This is a genomic window from Micromonospora sp. DT43 (assembly GCF_049841645.1).
Taxonomy (GTDB): Bacteria; Actinomycetota; Actinomycetes; order Mycobacteriales; family Micromonosporaceae; genus Micromonospora.
Window position 1 is genome coordinate 176,604 of record NZ_JBNCKR010000003.1, and the last position, 17,695, is coordinate 194,298.

The window sequence follows — 17,695 nt, forward strand, 5'->3', positions numbered from 1 at the left end:
AGAGGGGGTGGCGCCGATGCCACGGGAAAAGGGGCGCAAGGTGGTCGCCTCCAACAAGAAGGCCCGCCACGACTACGCGATCCTCGACACGTACGAGGCGGGCATGGCGTTGACCGGCACCGAGGTCAAGTCGCTGCGGGCCGGGCGGGCGTCGCTTGTCGACGCGTTCGCCCAGGAGCGCGACAACGAGTTGTTCCTGCACTCCATGCACATCCCGGAGTACACCCAGGGCACCTGGACCAACCACGAGCCCCGGCGTACGCGCAAGCTGCTGCTCAACCGGGGCGAGCTCGACAAGCTTCTCGGCAAGACCCGCGAGGGCGGTCTGACCATCGTCCCGTTGCAGGTCTACTTCTCCGATGGCTGGGCCAAGGTCGAGATCGCGCTGGCCAAGGGCAAGAAGTCGTACGACAAGCGTCAGGACCTCGCCAAGCGCGACGCGGATCGGGAGATCGCCCGGGTGTCCGGTCGACGCGGCAAGGGCATGGACGACTGATTCATCCTTTTTGTCCGGGCCGGCACGCCGGCCCCGGGGCTCGGGATGAAAGCCGTTGCGGCAGGCGTTAGTCTTGTCAGTGCCACCACATCGGTGGCCTGTCGAGGGGGTGACTGGTTTCGACTTCGTACGCAGCGACAGGGGAAGCGAGCCGAGGAAGCCGACGTCGTCTCGAGAATCGGTCGTCGGAAACTTATAAGCGCCAAGAACCAACGCGCTGACTTCGCTCTCGCCGCCTGAGGCGAGTAGCTAAGTCTGTCGGCCTGGGAACGCCTTCGTCCCAGTAGCCGGCATCAGCTAGAAGGCTGGCCAATCGGACCCGGTCGCGGGGTCCGTGCGGCGAGATCAATCAGCGACTGGGCCCGTCACACCAACTTGCTCGCGTGAGCGGTGGGGCCGAGTAGAGGCACAGCGAGCTGCGCTCGGAGAAGCCCTGACAAACCGGCGAAGGACCCGGGTTCGATTCCCGGCACCTCCACCACCTCGAAGCGATGCGCCCCGGCCGACGGCCGGGGCGCATCGTCGTTTCCGACGGGCGACCGAGCAAGCATGGGCGGGCCGATCAGCGGGACACATGGACCGCCACCGACGCCGGGGGTTGCGGGCGGGTCGCCGACGCCTACGCTGCCGCTGTGACGAACCATCAGCTACGTCTGTCGGTCGGCGCGTCGGCCGGCCAGCGCACGGTCGCGGTGGTGACGGGAGTCCTCGTGGCGGCGTTCGGTGCGGCATTCCTTCTCGTACCCCTGCTCGCCGGCGGGCTGCTGCTCCGCCTCAGCGGCCCGGGGGACGGGTTCGCCTCCTATGAGGAGGCCCGCGACCTGCCGCCGGGAATGCTGCCGCCCGCGCTGCGGGAGTCCGGCGGCTCCGCCGGGCCTGGACCGGTCCTCGGGCTGTGCGGGCTGCCGTTCGTCCTGCTCGGCGTCTATCTGGTGCTGCGCGTGCTCCGGACGGCCGCGTGGCTGGAGGGCAGCCGGGTACGGGTGCGGGGCGCCCTGCGCAGTCGTACCGTCGATCTCGCCATCGCGGCCATCGACTCCCGGTCCCACGGCGACCTGTCGGCCCGTGCGGATCGGTTGCCGGCCGTCGTGGTCACCGATCGGGCCAGCGGGCAGCGGATCACCATTCCGCTGTGGGGGATGGGCCTGCCCCTCCTGCCGCCGTCCGAGCTGCGCGCGCTCGCCGACGCGTTCGCGGCGGGTCGACCCGGCGCGGCACCCAGCGACGAGGCCCGCGCCGTCGCCGCCGATCTGCGCCGCCTGGCGGACGCCTGAACGGCCCGCGGACGGCGTCAGCTGAGGCGAAAGTGAACGGTGCGACAGCTGGGGCAGATGAGCGGGAAACGCCCCTGGACAGGGGGAACGGGCGGGTTCACCATCACGGTATGGGATAGCAGCGCCGTGCGGGAGGTGCCATGGTCACCGGTGGAGTCCAGCAGCCGTCAGCCACCGCCCGGGCGTCCGCCGCCCGCACGCACGTGGTCGGGCTCCCCGGTGAGCCGCGTCCCGCCGGTCTCCCCGGCGACCTGCACGCCCTGGCCCGGGCCGTCGCCGTCGCGACGAGCGAGCCGCGCTGGCGTGAGACCGTGCTGCTCCGCCTGCGCCCGGTCGGGCAGGGCTTCGCCGAGCACGTACGGGCCACCGAGGGGCCGGCCGGCCTCTATCGAGAGCTGCTCACCCACTCGCCCCGACTCGACCACGGGATCCGGCTGTTGACGCGGGAGCACGCCCCGATCGTCGCCGCGGTCCTGGCCATGCAGCGGCTCGCCGAGCGGTCCGAGGCCAGTCCCGACGAACTGCGCCGCCGGGCGGGGCACCTGCTGCGGACGCTGGCCCGGCATCGGCGGAGGGGCGCCAATCTGCTCTGGCAGGCGTACCAGACGGATCTGGGCGGCGAGACCTGAGCCGGGGCGGGAACCCGTCGGTCGGCGGCCCCGTCGAACCTCGCATGCGTCGAGGAGTTCTGTTGCTCGTACTGCCGCTGCTGTCCATGGTGGGCTGCGCCGCGACCGGCGCGGAGCCCGCCGCCCCGCCCACCACGACGGCGCAACCCGCGTTCGACAAGCGGGCCGCCGCGGTCGCAGCGGCGTGGCGGCCCGGTCCCGGCTGGCGTGACGGGTACGTCCCCCTGCAGGGGCCGACGGTCCTCACCGGCGACCCGCGCTTCACGCCCGACACCGAGACGGCCTTTCGGTCCGGCTGGTACCGCGCCCAGGTCGCCATCCCGCCCACCCGCGTCGGCGCCGAGATCCGTTTCCCGGACGGCCGGTTGACCCTGCCACTGGTCAGCGCGGCCGAGGCGTACCGGCAGCTCGACCGGGGTGACCCGCTGCCCTGCCCGGGGCGGCCGAAGCGGCCCGGGCTGCCCACTCCCGGCGGTCCCACAGTCGAGCCGGGACCGGACGGCTGGGCCACCAGCTCGACGGAGACGGCCTGCCTCCCGCTGACCGTCACCGGGGTGACTCTCGGATCCGTGCCGGTCCGTACGAGTCGAGGTGAGGCACAGGTCCCGGCCTGGTTGTTCACGGTGGAGGAGCTGGCCGTCCCGGTGGCCCAGCTCGCCGTCGCGCCGACGGCCGTCACGCCGGTCCCGTCTGCGCCAACGCCCACCGAGCCGCTGCCGGAGGGTCTGGTGGCAGCCCAGGACATCGTTGCGGTGGACGGCGCACGGCTGACCCTCCGGCTCGGCGTCGGCGCGTGCGACACCGGCATCACCCCGGCGGTGTCGGAACGGCCGGACGTGGTCGTGGTCGGTGGGGCGGTCACCCGGTCCCCTGGCGTCTGCCCCGCCGTGCTCAAGCTGGAGCCGGTCACCGTCACCCTGGCCACACCGCTGGGGGCGCGGCCGGTGCTGGACGTCTTCACCGGCGCCCCGTTGACGATCGCCCCGCGCTGACCCGGCCAGGCCCGCGAGTTCAGAGAATCGTGGGCACGTCGGTGCTGATCGGCACCGGCAGCACTGTGGGTCCCTTGGCACGCAGGCCGGCGGCGAGGGCGGCACCGAGCTCGTCGGGGGTCCGCACCACCTCGGTGGCGCAGCCGTAGCCGGCCGCGATCGCGGTGATGTCCAGCCCCGGCAGATCCAACCCCGGCACCCCTGGAGTGTCCTTCAGCTGGGCGAACGCCTTGAGGATCGCGTACTGCTGATTGACCGGGACGACGACCACCACGGGCAGCGCCAGGCGCGCGGCCGTCCACAGCGCCTGCACCGAGTAGTGGAACGAGCCGTCGCCGATCACCGCTACCACCGGCCGTCCACGCCCGGTGTCCCGCTCGGCCAGCGCCACCCCGATCGCGGCCGGCAGGCCGTAGCCGAGCCCGCCGCTGGCCATCGTGAAGTACGACGCCGGTCGGTTGATGCGCAGGTGGCGGCGCAGTGCGGACAGGTTGGACGGTGACTCCTGGACCAGCACGCCGTCGGCCGGCCAGTGTGCGGCCAGGGCGGCGAACATCGCGTCGGCGCTCAGCGGGACGGTGACCTCCGGCGGCGGCGGAACGGCCCGGGGTGCCGGTGGTTGTCGGTTGGCGGCCGGAACGAGGTCGAGCAGCGCGGCGAGCGTCAGCCCGGGGTCGCCGAGCAGGCTGTCCCCGACGGGTGCGCGGGCTGCCTCGTCCGGGTCGTCGGTGACGTGCAGCAGGCGGGCGCCCTCGGGCAGGTGGTCGCCCGGAACGTGCGGGTAGTAGCGGAACACCGGGGCACCGACGACGAGGACGGTGTCGTGGCCGCGCAGCGCCTCGGCCAGCGGCCCGATGGCGAACGGCAGGACTCCGCGGAACTGCGGGTGATCCTCCGGGAACACCGCCCGTTCCGGTGCGGGGGCCGACCAGACCGGTGCGGCAAGCCGCTCGGCCAGGGCCACGGCCGCCGGCCAACTGTCGGAGCGGTCCACGCCCGGCCCGAACACCAGCACCGGATTGCGGCTGTCGGCCAGCACCCGGGCGAACATCTCCAACCGCTGCGGATCCGGCCCGAAGCGGGTCGCCACCGAGCGCGGCGCGGGCGGCGCCTCGGCGGACCGGGCCCAGTCGTCCATCGGCAGGGAGAGGAAGACCGGCCCGACGGGCGGCTGCACGGCTGTCGCGTACGCCCGCAGCAGCGCCGCCGGAATGTCCTGCGCGCGGACCGGCTCGTAACTCCACTTGACGTACGGCTCGGGCAGCTCCACGGCCCGACGGCTGGTCAGTCGGGGCTCCAGCAGCAGCATCTCCCGGGTCTGCTGGCCGGCGGTGACGATCAGGGGCGTCTTGTTGTGCCAGGCGGTGACCAGGTTGCCCATGCCGTTGCCCATGCCCGGGGCGGTGTGCAGGTTGACGTGCGCGGGCCTGCCGGCCGCCTGGGCGTACCCGTCGGCCATCGCCACCGCCGTGGCCTCGTGCAGCGCGTGGACGTACTGGAAGTCGGTGGGGAAGTCCCGCAGGAACGGTTCCTCGGTGGAACCGGGGTTGCCGAAGACGGTGGTCATGCCGAGGGTGCGGAGCACGTCGTACGTCGCGTCCCGGACCGTTGTCATCGTCACCTGCCTCCGTGTCGCGCGCAGGGGCGACCGTGGTCGCCCTCCCGATCAGCCGAATCTATCGGGATGTGACAGACCTTTCGGGCGTTTCCCAGCCGTCGAGGCTCCGACCCGCCCGGTGGGTCGCGCGCGTCCCAGGTCAGGGCAGCTTGAAGGGCAGGGTGATTCCGTCCAACGCCCGGCCGCACGCGCAGTCCTGCTCGGCGGGGAGCGCCGCCACCGCGTCCAGCAGCACGTCCCGCAGGCGCTCGGTGTTGGCCGCGAAGACCCGGAACACCTCGTCCTGGGTCACCGACTCGCCGGCCTGCACCCCGGCGTCCAGGTCGGTGATCAACGCGATCGACGAGTAGCAGAGCGCCATCTCCCGGGCGAGCACCGCCTCCGGGTGGCCGGTCATGTTCACGACAGTTCCGCCTATCGACGCGAACCAGCGGGACTCGGCCCGGGTGGAGAACCGCGGCCCCTCGACCACCACGACCGTCCCGCCATCCACGGCCGTGACGTCCCGGGAGGCCGCCGCGGCGAGCAGGGCCCGTCGGCCCTGCGGGCAGTACGGGTCGGCGAACGGCACGTGCACGGCGCCCTCGTCGTAGTAGGTCTGTGCCCGCCCGCTGGTCCGGTCGATGAGCTGATCCGGCACCACGAACGTGCCCGGCCCCAGCTCCGGGCGCAGCCCACCGACCGCACACGGCGCCAGCACCTGGCGTACGCCGAGCGACCGCAGTGCCCACATGTTGGCCCGGTACGGGATCCGGTGCGGCGGATACCGATGGTCGGAACCATGCCGGGGCAGGAACGCGACCCGCCGCCCGGCCACCTCCGCGATGGTCACCGCGTCCGACGGTGGACCGTAAGGGGTGCCCAGCTCATGAGGGGTGCCGTCGAGAAGGGCGTACAGGCCCGAGCCGCCGATCACCGCCAGGTCTGCCGTCGGTGCCATGGAACCCTCCGTCGCAACTGTCCGATCACCCGCCGGTCAGACCTTAGCCAGCGCCGGGGACGCAGGCTATGGTGCCAGGCATGGCGTTGACAGCGCGGCTGATCCCGATGCACCGTGCGGATCCGACGAATGACGGATCCAGGGTGCGGGCTCACGATTGACGGGTAGGTGGGATGCAGGGAGAGGGCCAGGCGATCGGCGGACGAGCGATGGAGTCGATGACCGGGCGGCTGCTGGTCGCGACTCCGGCGCTCAAGGACCCGAACTTCGACCGTACGGTGGTGCTGCTGGTCGCCCACGAGCCGGGCGGCGCGCTCGGCGTGGTCCTGAACCGCGCCACCGAGGTGCCGGTCGCCGAGGTGCTGGGTGACTGGAGCGACCTGGCCCGTCACCCGGCGGTGCTCTTCGAGGGCGGCCCGGTGCAGCCCGACTCGGCGATCTGCCTGGCCCGGATGCGGCAACCGCTACGCCGGCTCAAGGGCTTCCACCAGGTCTCCGGCGCGGTCGGCACGATCGACCTCTCCGTGGACCCGGAGAAACTGCGGGAGAGCATCGGCGGGATCCGGGTCTTCGCCGGCTACTCCGGTTGGGGCAGCGGGCAGTTGGAGCAGGAGATCGCCGACGGGTCCTGGTTTCTGCTGGACGCCCTGCCCGGCGACGCCTTCGTCGACCGCCCGGACGACCTGTGGCCGATGGTGCTGCGTCGGCAGGGCGGCATGATGGCCGCCGTCGCCCACTTCCCGCCGGACGTGGCCCTCAACTGACCCGGCTGGACGGGGACCCCCGCGAGATGACCATGCGGGCCGGTCTGTGTATAGTTTCCCAGTGCCCGGGCGACCGGGACGACAGCAAGGGGCCGTGGCGCAGCTGGTAGCGCACCACACTGGCAGTGTGGGGGTCAGGGGTTCGAGTCCCCTCGGCTCCACCTTGCGACGAACGCCCTGGCCGGGATGACCCGGCCAGGGCGTTTCGGTGTTCTCGGCGGATTCGCCGCGACCAGCACCCCGGCGGGCAGCGACCTAGAATCACCCCACCTGACACGTCAGGAGGTGGATGGTGCTGGCGGGGTCCTTCATCTCGGTGGTCTACGCGTTCCTCGGGTGGCTCGTCGCGTTCACCGCCCGGGCCGCCCTGCGGCCGTCGGTGGACAGATATCGCAGTCCCGGGGTGCGGACCACCGCCACCACGAGATCGACCGCGCACTGGTACGCGGCGCACCGGCGGATCGAACGGCCGCTGTATCGGACCGGGATCGCGCTGGCCGTCGTGTCCCCGCTGCCGGTCGTCCTCGGCGCCGCCCTGGGCGACCCGCCGGTGATCGTCGCGGTCCTGGTGCTGGCGGTGCTCGTCGTGCCCTACCTGCTCTACCTGGGCTACGTCGGCAACCGTGCCGCGCTCGACGTCCAGGACGGGCATTGAGCCCACGCCCCTTCGGCGTCCTCGCTCAGCTCGCCTGACCGCCGAAGCGCACCCGGATGTCGGACGGGTAGGAGGCCTTCTGCCAGATCACCGAGAAGTGGCCCGTCGGGCTGGACGCGGGCTGCGCGTAACGCCCGTCCGGGGACAGGATCTCGGCCGCGCCGAACGCGCCGTCCGGCCCGATCGTCCTGGCCTGTACCCGGGTGGCCGAGAAGTCCGGGCTGGGGGAGTTCCACGTGACCAGGCCATCCCCGTTGTCGTCCAGGGTGACCTTCGGCCAGTTGCCGACACCGAGCCTGGTGACAGTGCCGAGGCGTGCCGAGATCCGGTAGATCTTTCCGTCGGCGGTGTAAATGAATCGCGGTGCTCATGCGTGTGCCAGGTGTGGAGCAAGAACGGAAGGACTTCGCGGACTTCTACCAGCGCTGCCGGGACAACTGCCTGCGTGCCGTACTGGCCAGTGCGGGTGATCGTGCGCTGGCGGAGGACCTGGTCGCTGAGGCGTTCGCGCGGGCCTGGGCGTCCTGGCGGAAGGTGAGCCGGCATCCGGCACCGGCGGCGTGGGTGGTGCGTACCGCCCTCAACATTCGAGTTTCCTGGTGGCGGCGGCGCCGACGCGAGGTCGCCCTCGACGGACACGATCTGCCCCGCCTCGACGTCGACGTCCGCGACGTCGACGAGGCGATGCTGGCCGCCATTCGTCGACTGCCGAAACGGCAACGCGAGGTGATCCTGCTGCGGGTCTGGCTCGACCTGGATACCAACACCGTCGCCGATGAACTGGGCATCTCGCCACGGACCGTCGCCGTCCATCTGTCTCGCGCCACTGCGGCCCTGCGGGCGCACTTCGTGCCCGTAACCACCTGAGGGATTCGATATGAACGAGGATGAGGTGCTGAACGCGATGAGGAAGACTCTCTCCGACGTGCGGATGGACCGTCCGGTCGAGGCGATCGAGAAGCGCGGCCGCACGCGGCGGCGTAACCAGGGCGTGCTCGGTGTGGTCGCCGGTGGAGGACTCGCCGCCGTGGCCGCCCTCGCGCTGGCTCTGCCGATCGGCTCGGACCCTTCCGGTTCGGCCCCGGCCGGCGGCACCGCGCCGGCGGCCCCGGCGGGTGACGCCACGGTGCCCGTCATGGAACCGGCGGCGTTCTCGGTGGCCAAACTGGCGGACGGGTCGGTGCAGCTGCGCCTGAAGTCCAAGCAGGTGATCAATCCCGACGCACTGGAGAAGGCGTTGGCCGACGCCGGCGTTCAGGCAGTCGTCAAGGCGGGCGTCCTGTGCACGCCGAAGGGCAAGGAACTGCCCCAGATCAAGGACGTCCTGACGTTCGAGCGGATCGACGGGGCCAACGAGGAGGGCGTGTTCGGCGATTCGGAGTGGGTGATCGCGCCGGCGAAGATGCCCAAGGACAGCAACCTGCACTTCAGCGTCTTCCCGGTGCACAAGGGCGGGGACTACGCGAAGGTGGCCTGGGCCCTGGTGCCGAAGGGCGCCCCGATGAACTGCCGGTCAGTCGTGAGCTGACCCGGAGAGCCGCACGCGAAAACGCCCCGACCGGGTCACTCCGGTCGGGGCGTTTGTCAAGTTCTGGACGATATAGGGCGGATTAGCCCTGGCGGCTCTTCCACTGCGGGTTCGCGCGGTTCACCACGACCACCCGGCCACGACGGCGGACCACCACCGAACCCGGCTTCTGCTTCAGCGCACGCAACGAGCTACGTACCTTCATGTCTGCCTCCTCGGTATTAGCGGTTCCGAGTATCGAAACGCCGCGCCCACCCCGGGGATTCCCGCGGCAACGGGCCGAGGCGGTCAAGCGGAGGCTCGTGACGGAATCGTCGGTAGACGGACCGTGAAGGTCGCCCCGGCGCCAGGCCGGCTGTCGGTGGAGATCGTCCCACCGTGGCTGGTCACCACCTCGCGCAGGAGAGCCAGGCCCAGACCGAAGCGCCGTTCCTTGGCCCCGGCGCCACGATGGAACCGGTCGAAGAGGTGTGCCGCGTCGGCCGGGTCGAAGCCGGCTCCGCTGTCCCTGACCACCAGGTCCGCGCCACGGCGGGAGGTACGCAGTAGGACGTCGATGCGGCCACCGGCCGGAGTGTGGGTGAGGGCGTTGGCGAGCAGTTCGCCGACCATGCGGCGCAGGGCCGAGGCGATGCCGGGGACGAGGACCGGAGCGTCCGGGACGGTCAGGTGTAGCTGGACGCCCTGCTCCGCGGCGCGGTCGGCCTCACAGTCGACGGCCTGGGCGGCGAGGAGGGCCAGGTTGACGGGCTCGGAGGGGTGCCGGTCGGCCGGGGTGGCGGCGAGGCGGGCGGAGAGCAGGAGTTCGTCGACGATCTCGCCGAGCCGGCGGGTGGTCTCGATCAGGCGGTCGTAGTCGGCGTGGTCGGCCCCGGCGCGGCGGGCCAGGATCTGGGCACGGGTGTGGACCTGGGCGATGGGGGTGCGCAACTCGTGGCTGGCGTCGGCGACGAAGCGGCGTTGCCGGCCGAGCGCCTCGGCGAGCGGTGCCACGGCTCGGCGGCCCACGGTGATGCCCGTGAGCACTGCCGCGGCGAGGCCCACCATCGCGGCGAGGAGGAAGGCGGCGAGCAGGTGACGTCTGTCGGAGAGCTGGAAGCGTGCGTCGAACACCGCTTGCACGACGCCGGTCCCACGGGGCTGGGTACGGACGTAGTAGGTGGTGCCGTTGCGCTCTACCTTGTCGCTGCGGACCTGGTGGTCGAGGGCGACCGCGTCGATGGCGGACCGCAGCGGGAACCCCGGAGGGGGCGGGTTCCGGCCGGAGTCGATGCGGCCGCCGTCGTACAGGATGATCCAGCTGCAGCCCGGCGGCCCGGCGATGGTGCCGTGGACCGCGCCGTAGTCGAGCTCCCGTTCGATCTGCGCGTGCTGGTTGCGCAGCAGGGCGGCATAGGAGATGGCGGCGCCCAGGGCGAGCAGCGCCGTCATGGCGAGTCCGACGACCAGACTGACCCGGGCCCTGGCCCGGCGCAGCACGGTGTCCTCGAAGCTCACAGGGTGCCCAGCCGGTAGCCGAGGCCGTGCACGGTCCGGATCACCGAGCGGCCGAGCTTGCGGCGCAGGTAGTAGACGTACGTGTCGACGAGGGAGGCCGCGGCCGCCTCGTCGAAGACCCGGCTGCGTAGCTCGGAGCGGGAGTGGACGGTGTGTGGTCGGGCCGCGAGGACCCGCAGCAGCTCGAATTCGCGTGCGGACAGGGCGATCCGGGTGCCGTCAGGGAGCACGGCGTCGCGTACGGAGAGGTCGAGTTGACCCGACCCGAGCCGCAGCACCTCGGTGGACTCGCTGGTCCGGCGGCACAGGGCTCGGATGCGGGCGCTCAACTCGTCCAGGTCGAAGGGTTTCGTCAGGTAGTCGTCGGCGCCCGCGTCGAGGCCGGCGATCCGGTCCTCGACGGTGCCGAGCGCGGTCAGCAGCAGTGCCCGGGCGGCCACCGCACGGGAGCGCAGCCGGACCACCAGGTCCAGCCCGTCGAGGGCGGGCAGGCGCCTGTCGATCACCATCACGTCGTACGGCCGGGTGAGCCCCAGGTGCAGGCCGCGCTGGCCGTCGGGGGCCTGGTCGACGACGTATCCCTCGCCGGTGAGCGTCTCGGCCACCATTCCGCGCAGTTCCGAGTCGTCCTCGACGAGCAGGAGTCGAGTCATACCGTGATGGTGACATAGATAACCATCGTCGTCTGTAGAACTTGTCTCCTCAAACAATAATTTTACGGGGCTCCGGCGGGCACGAGCGACCCTGCCGGAGCGGGAACGCGTGCCTCACGTCGCTCGATCCAGGTGAGCAGCGGCGTCGTCATGAGTGTCGTGACGAGCGCGACCACCACCAGCACCGTGAAGAGCGACGGGTTCACGATGCCCGCCTCCAGTCCCACGTTCAGGGCGATCAGCTGCATCAGGCCCCGGGCGTTCATGAGAGCGCCGACGCGCAGCGCGACCCCGTTCGGCTCGCCGCGCATCCGGGCCGCGGCCCAGCAGGCGCCGAACTTGCCGACGATCGCCACGGTCACGCACGCGGCGGCGAAACCGAGCACGGCCGGGTTGCCCAGCAGCGCGAACTCGGTGCGCAGCCCGGAGTAGGTGAAGAACAGCGGCAGGAACACCGTCGCGGCGATCGGTGTCAGCGTGTCGACCACCTTGTCGGTCTGCGGGGAGCGTGGCATCACCACGCCGACCGCGAAGGCGCCGAAGACCGCGTAGAGCCCGATCTCGTCGGTGTACCAGGCGACCAGGAAGAGCAGCGCCACAGTGCCGAGCAGCCGCGCGCGATCGCCCGGGAGCCCCATGACGTAGCCGGCCACCCGCCGCCCACCCAGCCACAGCGCCACCCCGAACAGCAGCGCGCCACCCGCGCAGACCAGGGCCGGGCCGACCGAGCCCGAGGCGAACGCCAGCACCACCGCCAGCATGATCCACGCGACCATGTCGTCGATCGCGCCGCTGGCCAGGGCGAGCAACCCGTGGCGGGTGCCGGTCTGGCCGCGCTCGGTGATGATCCGGGCGAGCATCGGGAAGGCCGTGATCGCCAGCGCCACGCCGACGAACGCCGCGGACACGCCGATCGACACACCGTCCGTGCGGATCGGGACGAAGCCCGCCGTGCCGAGGACCAGCAGGATCCCCAGCGCCAGCGGAGCGGTGACACCCGCGAGCGACACCGCGCCCGCCGTGCCCGCGAGCCCTGTCACCCGGTGGGACGTGAAGGCGTACCCGGCCTGGAACATGAACAGCACCAGGCCGACCTGGCCGACCACGTACAGGATCGGCAGCAGCGGCGCGGGGAAGAGCACGGCCTGCGCGCCCGGCCAGAGCAGGCCGAGCAGCGAGGGGCCGAGCAGCACCCCGGCGAGCATCTCGCTCACGACGGGAGGCTGGCCCACCTTGCCGAGGAGCCAGGCGACCAGCTTGCAGAAGAGCAGAATGACCGCGACCGCGATGAAGAACCGCGGGGCGAGTTCGCTGGGGGTCACGCGCTGGCCTCCTCGAAGAAACGGGTGCACAACTTCTGTCGTCGGGCGTCGACGACCATCCACGTACCGCAGACCAACTGCTTGACCGAGCGCCCCACGTCGAAGATCCGGTCGCGCTGCCGCATGAGGGTGAGCCGGTTGCGGCCCGGACCGGGGAGACCCCGGGGGGTCAGGTACGCGGGACCGCGACTCGGCAGCGAGCGGGTGTGCTCTGCCGACGAGCTGACCGAGAAGCGCCGCAGCACCTCCCGGGTCGCCGCGCGTAGCTGGACGGGGGCCGAACCGCGCGCCGGACAGGCCCGGTTGGCACTCACGCCGTACGGGATGAAATGGGCGTCCTGCCGGTGTAACGACAGCCAGCGGTCCGGGTTGAACGCGTCGTCCGCGGCGGGACCGGTGCGCTGAAAGGCCCGGTAGTTGAAGAGGAGCACGGATCCGGTGGGGAGGACGTGATCGCCCACGGTGATGGGTCCGGAGGTGATCCGGTGCGCGATGCCGAAGAGCGGATGCACCCGGAGCGTCTCGTCGATCAACCGGTCGAGCGACTCGTTCGACGTGTCCGTGACGGACCCCGAGCACAGCAGGATGTGGGCCATGGCCTCCGACATCTGCACCACAGCAGTGGTGAAGAACGCGCCGTGCAGGTACCAGGCGGTCTCCAGGGCGGTGAAGGGCGGCGGGAGTACGACCGGGCACGTTCCGGCAGTGATCCGGTCCAGCAGGTAGCGAGTCAGACGATTCCGCCGAGACATGTGCCGCAGGCTCATCCCCTTCAGGGCGGTCGCCACGTCGTCCGCGTTCGCCACGATGAGATCGCGGACGTCGCGCGGGCAGGGTGCGCCGAACACCAGCTGGTACGAGACCTCGGCCCAGATCGGCATCATCAGGTCACGGAGCCGCACGTGGCTGATCCGGTCAGCCGGGAGCGTGTCGAGGATCCGCCGGGTCGCGGCCGTCGCCAGCTCGTCGGTGCGCGCGTGCGGCATGGCGAGCACCTGCCGGGTCGTCCGCGCGACAGTCCGGTACCGCTCGCCGGGCTCCAGGTGCTCCTGATGCATCTGCGGGCCGGGCGCGAGCCAGTACCAGAAGAGGTCCGACAGGCCGGCCCCACGGCTGCGCCCGTCGGCTGCCGGATCGCTGTAGACCCGAAGGAAGTCCTCCGGCCCCACCAGCGGCCCGGGCACGGTGATGCCCTCGGTCCCGTTGACCCGCTCGAAGATCCACTCCCGCAGGTCGACCACCGCCTTCACCGGGTCGCCACCTGGTCGGGCGTCAGATCGGCCGGCCGCCGCGCTCCGGCCAGGGCGAGGGCCTGATCCAGCTCGGTGGTGAGTCGCTCGAGAGCTTCGCGTACGCCCACCGCCCCGCCCGCCGCGAGCCCCCGCACCACCGGACGCCCCACCAGCACCGCCTCCGCCCCGAGCGCCAGCGCGATCACCACGTCGGAGCCGCAGCGCACACCCCCGTCGAGCAGCACCGGGATCCGCCCACCCACGGCCGCCACGACCGCAGGCAGCGCGTCGAGCGTGGGAATGGTCCCGTCGAGCTGTCGTCCACCGTGGTTGGACACGATCACGCCGGCGACGCCGTGCTCGACGGCGAGTCGGGCGTCCGCGGGATGCAGGATGCCCTTGAGCAGGATCGGTAGTGGCGTGACACCGCGCAGCCACGTGATCCGATCCCAGCCCACCGTCGCGTCCATCGCGATCGAGCGCACCCGGCCGGTCGCGTCGCGCATGTTCTCGCAGGCGTAGCCGGGCGGCAGGTCCGTGAAGCCGTTGCGCATGTCACGCTCGCGCCGTCCGAACACCGGGGAGTCCACTGTCACCACGAGTGCCCGGCAACCCGCCGACTCGGCGCGCTTGACCACGTACTCCGTGAAGTCGAGGTCGGGTTGTGGGTACAGCTGGAACCACAGCGTTCCGCCCGCCACCGCGATCTCCTCGACCGGCTGGGTGGCGGCCATGCTGACCACAAGCGCCGTGCCGGCCGCCGCGGCCCCGCGCGCGGTGGCCGCCTCGCCGTCTGGGTGCGCGAGTCGATGGAAGGCCGTCGGAGCGACCAGGACCGGCGCGGCCAGCGACGTGCCGGCCACTGAGGCCCGCAGGTCCCGCTCGCCGGTCGCCCGCAGCACCCGTGGCACGATCCACCGTCGCTCGAAGGCACGCTCGTTGGCGGCCAGGGTGCGCTCCCGCCCGGCCCCACCCTCGAAGAAGTCCTGGTGAACCGGGTCCATGTCAGCCCTCGGCGCCGGCGATGCAGCGACCCAGGAACTCCTGCAACGGCCGTACGTGGACGTCCGGCCGGTCCCACCGGTTCTCCAGGTTCTCGGCGAGGTGGTGCGTGCCGATCAGGCGGCCGTCACGGTGGTAACGGACGACCGGGTGCAGGTACGCCGCGTCGTGCGCCTGCCCCACGACGTCCTGGGCCACGCGGGACACGGTGATGTCGAACGGGTCGACCTGGTCGTGGTCGGGGCCGTACTCGAGAGTGATCACGAACGCCTGGTCGTGGTCGTGTTCGGCGGTGCGGAGGCCTGTCGACTCGAAGTAGGCCACCGGCACCTCCTCGTGGTAGCGGGCCTCGGGTCCGGCGACGGTGAGCACGTCGGCGATGAACCCGAACTGCTGCCACAGGGCCGAGCTGCGGTTGACCCGCTCGATGACGGCCGCGGTCATGGCCGCCGTGTCGACGGCGAGCCTGTCGAACGGCCAGGCCGTGGCGTCGTAGCGGCGGGACAGGATCCTGTGCAGTGCGCGCACGGCGTAGCGGAAACCGTGCACGAAACCGCTCGTGGACTTCTTGAAGTCGCGCTCCTGGGAGATCGTCCCGGCGAAGAACAGCCCCGGAACGTTCACCGACTCCCACGCCTCGGTCTGCGCCGGGAACCGGTCTGAGATGGCGAGCTGTGGCCGCGCCGAGGAGTCGAAGATCGAGTCGTCGAAACGGAATCCCGTGCACGCCAGCACCCGGTCGTAGTGCAGTTCCTTCACGACCTCGTTCGCGCGCGAGAAGCTGAACGTGACCTTGTAGCCCGTGCCGTCGCGCTCGATGCTCTTGATCGTCCCGTCCAGGATCGCGTTCGCCGACTTGAGCTGATAGGTGTCGAGGAAGTTGTTGTTCACCGCGCGCAGGTGCCCGACGTAGTGGGTGCGCCACGCCATCCGGACCGAGCTGGGCCCGGCGACGTGGATCAGTGTCGTGGTCTCCATGAGGTTCTCGGCGGTCTCGAAGGCCGAGTTGCCCTTGCCGATGATCAGCACCTTCTGGTCGAGGTAGTCCCGTGGCTCGACGCTCATCACGTCGTACCCCTCGGCCAGTTCGAACCCCGCGATGTCCGGCTCGTAGGTTTTCGACACACCGGTGGCGACGACCACCGCACGGGCGTCCCAGCGCCGGTCGCCGGCCTCGACCGTGAACACGTCGTCGTGCTTGGACACACGCGTCACCCGGGTGTCGTAACTGACCTTGACGCCGGTCTTCGCCGCGAAGTCGGCGAGGTAGCGCACCATCACGTCGGCGTCCGGGAAGTACCGCTCGGTGTACTGCGTGAACAGCAGTGCCGGGTCGTCGGTGAGCAGGGAGTTCCAGTCGAGCCGCAGATTCAGCTCGGGGTCGTCCGTGCCCGTGTGCGGCTTGTTGATCGAGATGAGTTGGCGGTGCCGCGGATAGGTGGCGAAGAACGCCCCCGGTCCGTCGGCGCCCTCCAGCACCACATAGTCACACTTGCCCTCGGCCTCGAGCAGGGCGGCGAGTTGAAGGCCGGCCGGACCGGCCCCGATGATCAGGTAATCAAGCGTCACGGCGCTCACCGTACGAGCCGGAATTCAGAGAGTTTTCAAGCTCTTCCAGAATCGCGGCCGCCCTTCGCACGTCGGAGTCGAGCGGTCGGTCCGGGTCGATCGGGGGGATCTCCTCCAGGGCTCGGAGGATGCGGTCGCAGCCCGCCGCCGTGGGCCGGCGCGCACCCACGTGCACCGCCTGGCGCAGCCCGAGCCCGAGCGACCCGGTGATCAGGCGCAGCAGCTCCGCCTGGTCCATGGCGCGCAGAGCGGCTTGCGTGCCGAGCGGGATGACGTCCTGGTTGTGCAGATTGGTGGGCAGGCTCTGCAGGCTTGCGGGCACACAGTCGCGCCTGATCTCGGTGATGAGCGCGGTCGACGCGAGCTGGACGCCCTGCAGCCCGTGCTGCTGACCTGGTCCCGCCGCGAGCATCGGCGGCAGTCCGCCGTTGCGTCCGGGATCCACGAGCAGGTCGAGTTGGCGCTCGGCGAGGTTGCCGACCTGGGCGATCACCATGGACAGAACGTCGGCGGCGAACGCGGCGGGTTGGCCGAAGAAGTTGCCACCGTGCACGACCTTGTCGTCGGCCGGGAAGAACAGGGGGTTGTCGCTCACCCCGCCGAGGTCCGCCGACACGACGCCGTCGACATAGCGCAGGGCGTCCTCGGCCGCTCCGAGCAGCTGCGGCGCGCAGCGGATGCTGTAGGGCTCCTGCAACGCTCTCGTGCCGGACTTCCGCAGGCCGGCGGAGGTCGCCCGCATGGCGGCGCCGACCCCGATGGCGCCCGGGTGGCCGTAGGCGCCGAGGAGGGCGGGATCGAGAAACTGCGGATCACAGCCGAGCAGGTCCGCGAGCAGGCAGGTCAACGTCTGCACCACGCGGTGCGAGGTGCGGACCCGGCCCAGGGCGAGGGCCAGCGCCGCAGTGGTGAGCGACGTGCCGTTGACAAGCGCGAGCGCATCCCGGCCGTCGAGCGGCAGCGGCTCCAGGCCGGCCTTCGCCAGGGCATCCCCGGCGGGCATCCGGACGCCGTCCAGGTAGGCGTGCCCGCGACCGCGCAACGCCTGAGCGGCGGCACCGAGCGGGATCAGGTCACCGCTGGCTCCCACCGATCCGAGCCTGGGCATCGCCGGCGTGAACGTCGTGCCGAGCATGGCCGCGAGCGCGTCGATCACGTGCGGCGAGACCCCCGACGCGCCCCGGGCCAGGGACCAGGCGCGGACCAGTAGCGTCGCGCGTACGACATCCGGGGCGAGGTCCGGTCCCTGGCCCGCCCCGAGGTGGGCGAGGGTGTTGTCGGCCTGGTCGCGCTGGTCGGCTCGGCCCGCGTAGCCGACGAGCGCCCCGAAGCCGGTGGTGGCACCGTAGATCGCCCGGTCGTCGCCGAGTGCCTTGCCGAGGAATGTGCGGCAGGTCGCCACTCGATTGCGCACCTCCTCGCCGACCACGACCGTGACCGGGCCCGCGGCGACGCGCAGGTCGGCGAGGCGCAGGGGTGCTGCCAAATCCACCTCAATCGTCATGAGAGCGGATGCTAGAGGCA

Annotated in this window: 18 protein-coding genes, 1 tRNA gene and 1 other RNA gene; 10 read left to right on the plus strand and 10 right to left on the minus strand. The window is 71.3% G+C overall.

Features of this window, described 5'->3' with window-relative positions:
• The first annotated feature begins 16 nt into the window (after positions 1 to 16).
• From smpB to ACLQ26_RS08605, 5 genes are all read left to right on the plus strand, one after another.
• Positions 17 to 496, plus strand: a complete 480-nt coding sequence (smpB, locus tag ACLQ26_RS08585) for an SsrA-binding protein SmpB (protein WP_007455863.1) — start codon at positions 17 to 19, stop codon at positions 494 to 496.
• A 105-nt stretch (positions 497 to 601) separates the two neighbouring features.
• Positions 602 to 977: a transfer-messenger RNA gene (gene ssrA / locus ACLQ26_RS08590) on the plus strand.
• Between the two features lie 151 nt (positions 978 to 1,128).
• Positions 1,129 to 1,770: a hypothetical protein gene (locus tag ACLQ26_RS08595; RefSeq protein WP_425743926.1), complete on the plus strand. Its 642-nt coding sequence runs from the start codon at positions 1,129 to 1,131 to the stop codon at positions 1,768 to 1,770.
• Positions 1,771 to 1,910: 140 nt separating this feature from the next.
• Complete coding sequence (locus ACLQ26_RS08600) at positions 1,911 to 2,399, plus strand: hypothetical protein (protein WP_425743927.1); 489 nt, start codon at positions 1,911 to 1,913, stop codon at positions 2,397 to 2,399.
• A gap of 44 nt (positions 2,400 to 2,443) precedes the next feature.
• Complete coding sequence (locus ACLQ26_RS08605; protein WP_425743928.1) at positions 2,444 to 3,391, plus strand: hypothetical protein; 948 nt, start codon at positions 2,444 to 2,446, stop codon at positions 3,389 to 3,391.
• A 19-nt stretch (positions 3,392 to 3,410) separates the two neighbouring features.
• Here the strand turns inward: ACLQ26_RS08605 and mdlC are convergent, their stop codons facing one another.
• Together mdlC and ACLQ26_RS08615 are read right to left on the minus strand one after the other, a co-directional pair.
• Positions 3,411 to 5,006 carry a benzoylformate decarboxylase gene (mdlC, locus tag ACLQ26_RS08610; protein ID WP_425743929.1) on the minus strand — a complete coding sequence of 532 codons (1,596 nt, stop codon included), beginning with the start codon at positions 5,004 to 5,006 and terminating at the stop codon, positions 3,411 to 3,413.
• A gap of 142 nt (positions 5,007 to 5,148) precedes the next feature.
• Positions 5,149 to 5,949, minus strand: coding sequence for an S-methyl-5'-thioadenosine phosphorylase (locus ACLQ26_RS08615; RefSeq protein ID WP_425743930.1), 801 nt, complete (start codon positions 5,947 to 5,949; stop codon positions 5,149 to 5,151).
• A 173-nt stretch (positions 5,950 to 6,122) separates the two neighbouring features.
• Between ACLQ26_RS08615 and ACLQ26_RS08620 the strand changes: the two genes are divergently transcribed.
• The 5 genes from ACLQ26_RS08620 to ACLQ26_RS08640 all read left to right on the plus strand — a co-directional run bounded on the left by ACLQ26_RS08620 (position 6,123) and on the right by ACLQ26_RS08640 (position 8,896).
• Positions 6,123 to 6,713 (plus strand): YqgE/AlgH family protein, encoded by a 591-nt coding sequence (locus ACLQ26_RS08620; protein WP_234583082.1) that lies wholly within the window; start codon positions 6,123 to 6,125, stop codon positions 6,711 to 6,713.
• 88 nt (positions 6,714 to 6,801) lie between these two features.
• Positions 6,802 to 6,874, plus strand: a tRNA-Ala gene (locus ACLQ26_RS08625).
• A gap of 128 nt (positions 6,875 to 7,002) precedes the next feature.
• Positions 7,003 to 7,368, plus strand: a complete 366-nt coding sequence (locus ACLQ26_RS08630) for an SdpI family protein (protein WP_425743931.1) — start codon at positions 7,003 to 7,005, stop codon at positions 7,366 to 7,368.
• A 384-nt stretch (positions 7,369 to 7,752) separates the two neighbouring features.
• Positions 7,753 to 8,235 (plus strand): RNA polymerase sigma factor, encoded by a 483-nt coding sequence (locus ACLQ26_RS08635; RefSeq protein WP_425743932.1) that lies wholly within the window; start codon positions 7,753 to 7,755, stop codon positions 8,233 to 8,235.
• A gap of 10 nt (positions 8,236 to 8,245) precedes the next feature.
• Entirely contained in the window at positions 8,246 to 8,896 is a 651-nt protein-coding gene (locus ACLQ26_RS08640; protein WP_425743933.1) for a hypothetical protein, read from the plus strand.
• A gap of 82 nt (positions 8,897 to 8,978) precedes the next feature.
• Here the strand turns inward: ACLQ26_RS08640 and ACLQ26_RS08645 are convergent, their stop codons facing one another.
• The 8 genes from ACLQ26_RS08645 to ACLQ26_RS08680 form a co-directional block, all read right to left on the minus strand.
• Complete coding sequence (locus ACLQ26_RS08645) at positions 8,979 to 9,101, minus strand: 50S ribosomal protein L36 (protein ID WP_030490864.1); 123 nt, start codon at positions 9,099 to 9,101, stop codon at positions 8,979 to 8,981.
• Positions 9,102 to 9,184: 83 nt separating this feature from the next.
• Complete coding sequence (locus tag ACLQ26_RS08650; RefSeq protein WP_425743934.1) at positions 9,185 to 10,393, minus strand: sensor histidine kinase; 1,209 nt, start codon at positions 10,391 to 10,393, stop codon at positions 9,185 to 9,187.
• Positions 10,390 to 11,046: a response regulator transcription factor gene (locus ACLQ26_RS08655; protein ID WP_266249139.1), complete on the minus strand. Its 657-nt coding sequence runs from the start codon at positions 11,044 to 11,046 to the stop codon at positions 10,390 to 10,392. The genes ACLQ26_RS08650 and ACLQ26_RS08655 overlap by 4 nt, the downstream gene beginning before the upstream one ends.
• A 62-nt stretch (positions 11,047 to 11,108) precedes the next feature.
• On the minus strand, positions 11,109 to 12,368 hold the full coding sequence (locus tag ACLQ26_RS08660; RefSeq protein ID WP_425743935.1) for a cation:proton antiporter: 1,260 nt from the start codon (positions 12,366 to 12,368) through the stop codon (positions 11,109 to 11,111).
• Entirely contained in the window at positions 12,365 to 13,618 is a 1,254-nt protein-coding gene (locus ACLQ26_RS08665; RefSeq protein ID WP_425743936.1) for a cytochrome P450, read from the minus strand. The genes ACLQ26_RS08660 and ACLQ26_RS08665 overlap by 4 nt, the downstream gene beginning before the upstream one ends.
• A complete protein-coding gene (locus tag ACLQ26_RS08670; RefSeq protein ID WP_425743937.1) occupies positions 13,615 to 14,604 on the minus strand; it encodes an alpha-hydroxy acid oxidase in 990 nt (329 codons plus the stop codon). The genes ACLQ26_RS08665 and ACLQ26_RS08670 overlap by 4 nt, the downstream gene beginning before the upstream one ends.
• 1 nt (position 14,605) lies before the next feature.
• Positions 14,606 to 16,171, minus strand: a complete 1,566-nt coding sequence (locus ACLQ26_RS08675; protein WP_425743938.1) for an NAD(P)-binding domain-containing protein — start codon at positions 16,169 to 16,171, stop codon at positions 14,606 to 14,608.
• A complete protein-coding gene (locus ACLQ26_RS08680; RefSeq protein WP_425743939.1) occupies positions 16,161 to 17,675 on the minus strand; it encodes an aromatic amino acid ammonia-lyase in 1,515 nt (504 codons plus the stop codon). Before ACLQ26_RS08680 ends, ACLQ26_RS08675 begins: the two co-directional genes overlap by 11 nt.
• Between the last annotated feature and the right edge of the window lie 20 nt (positions 17,676 to 17,695).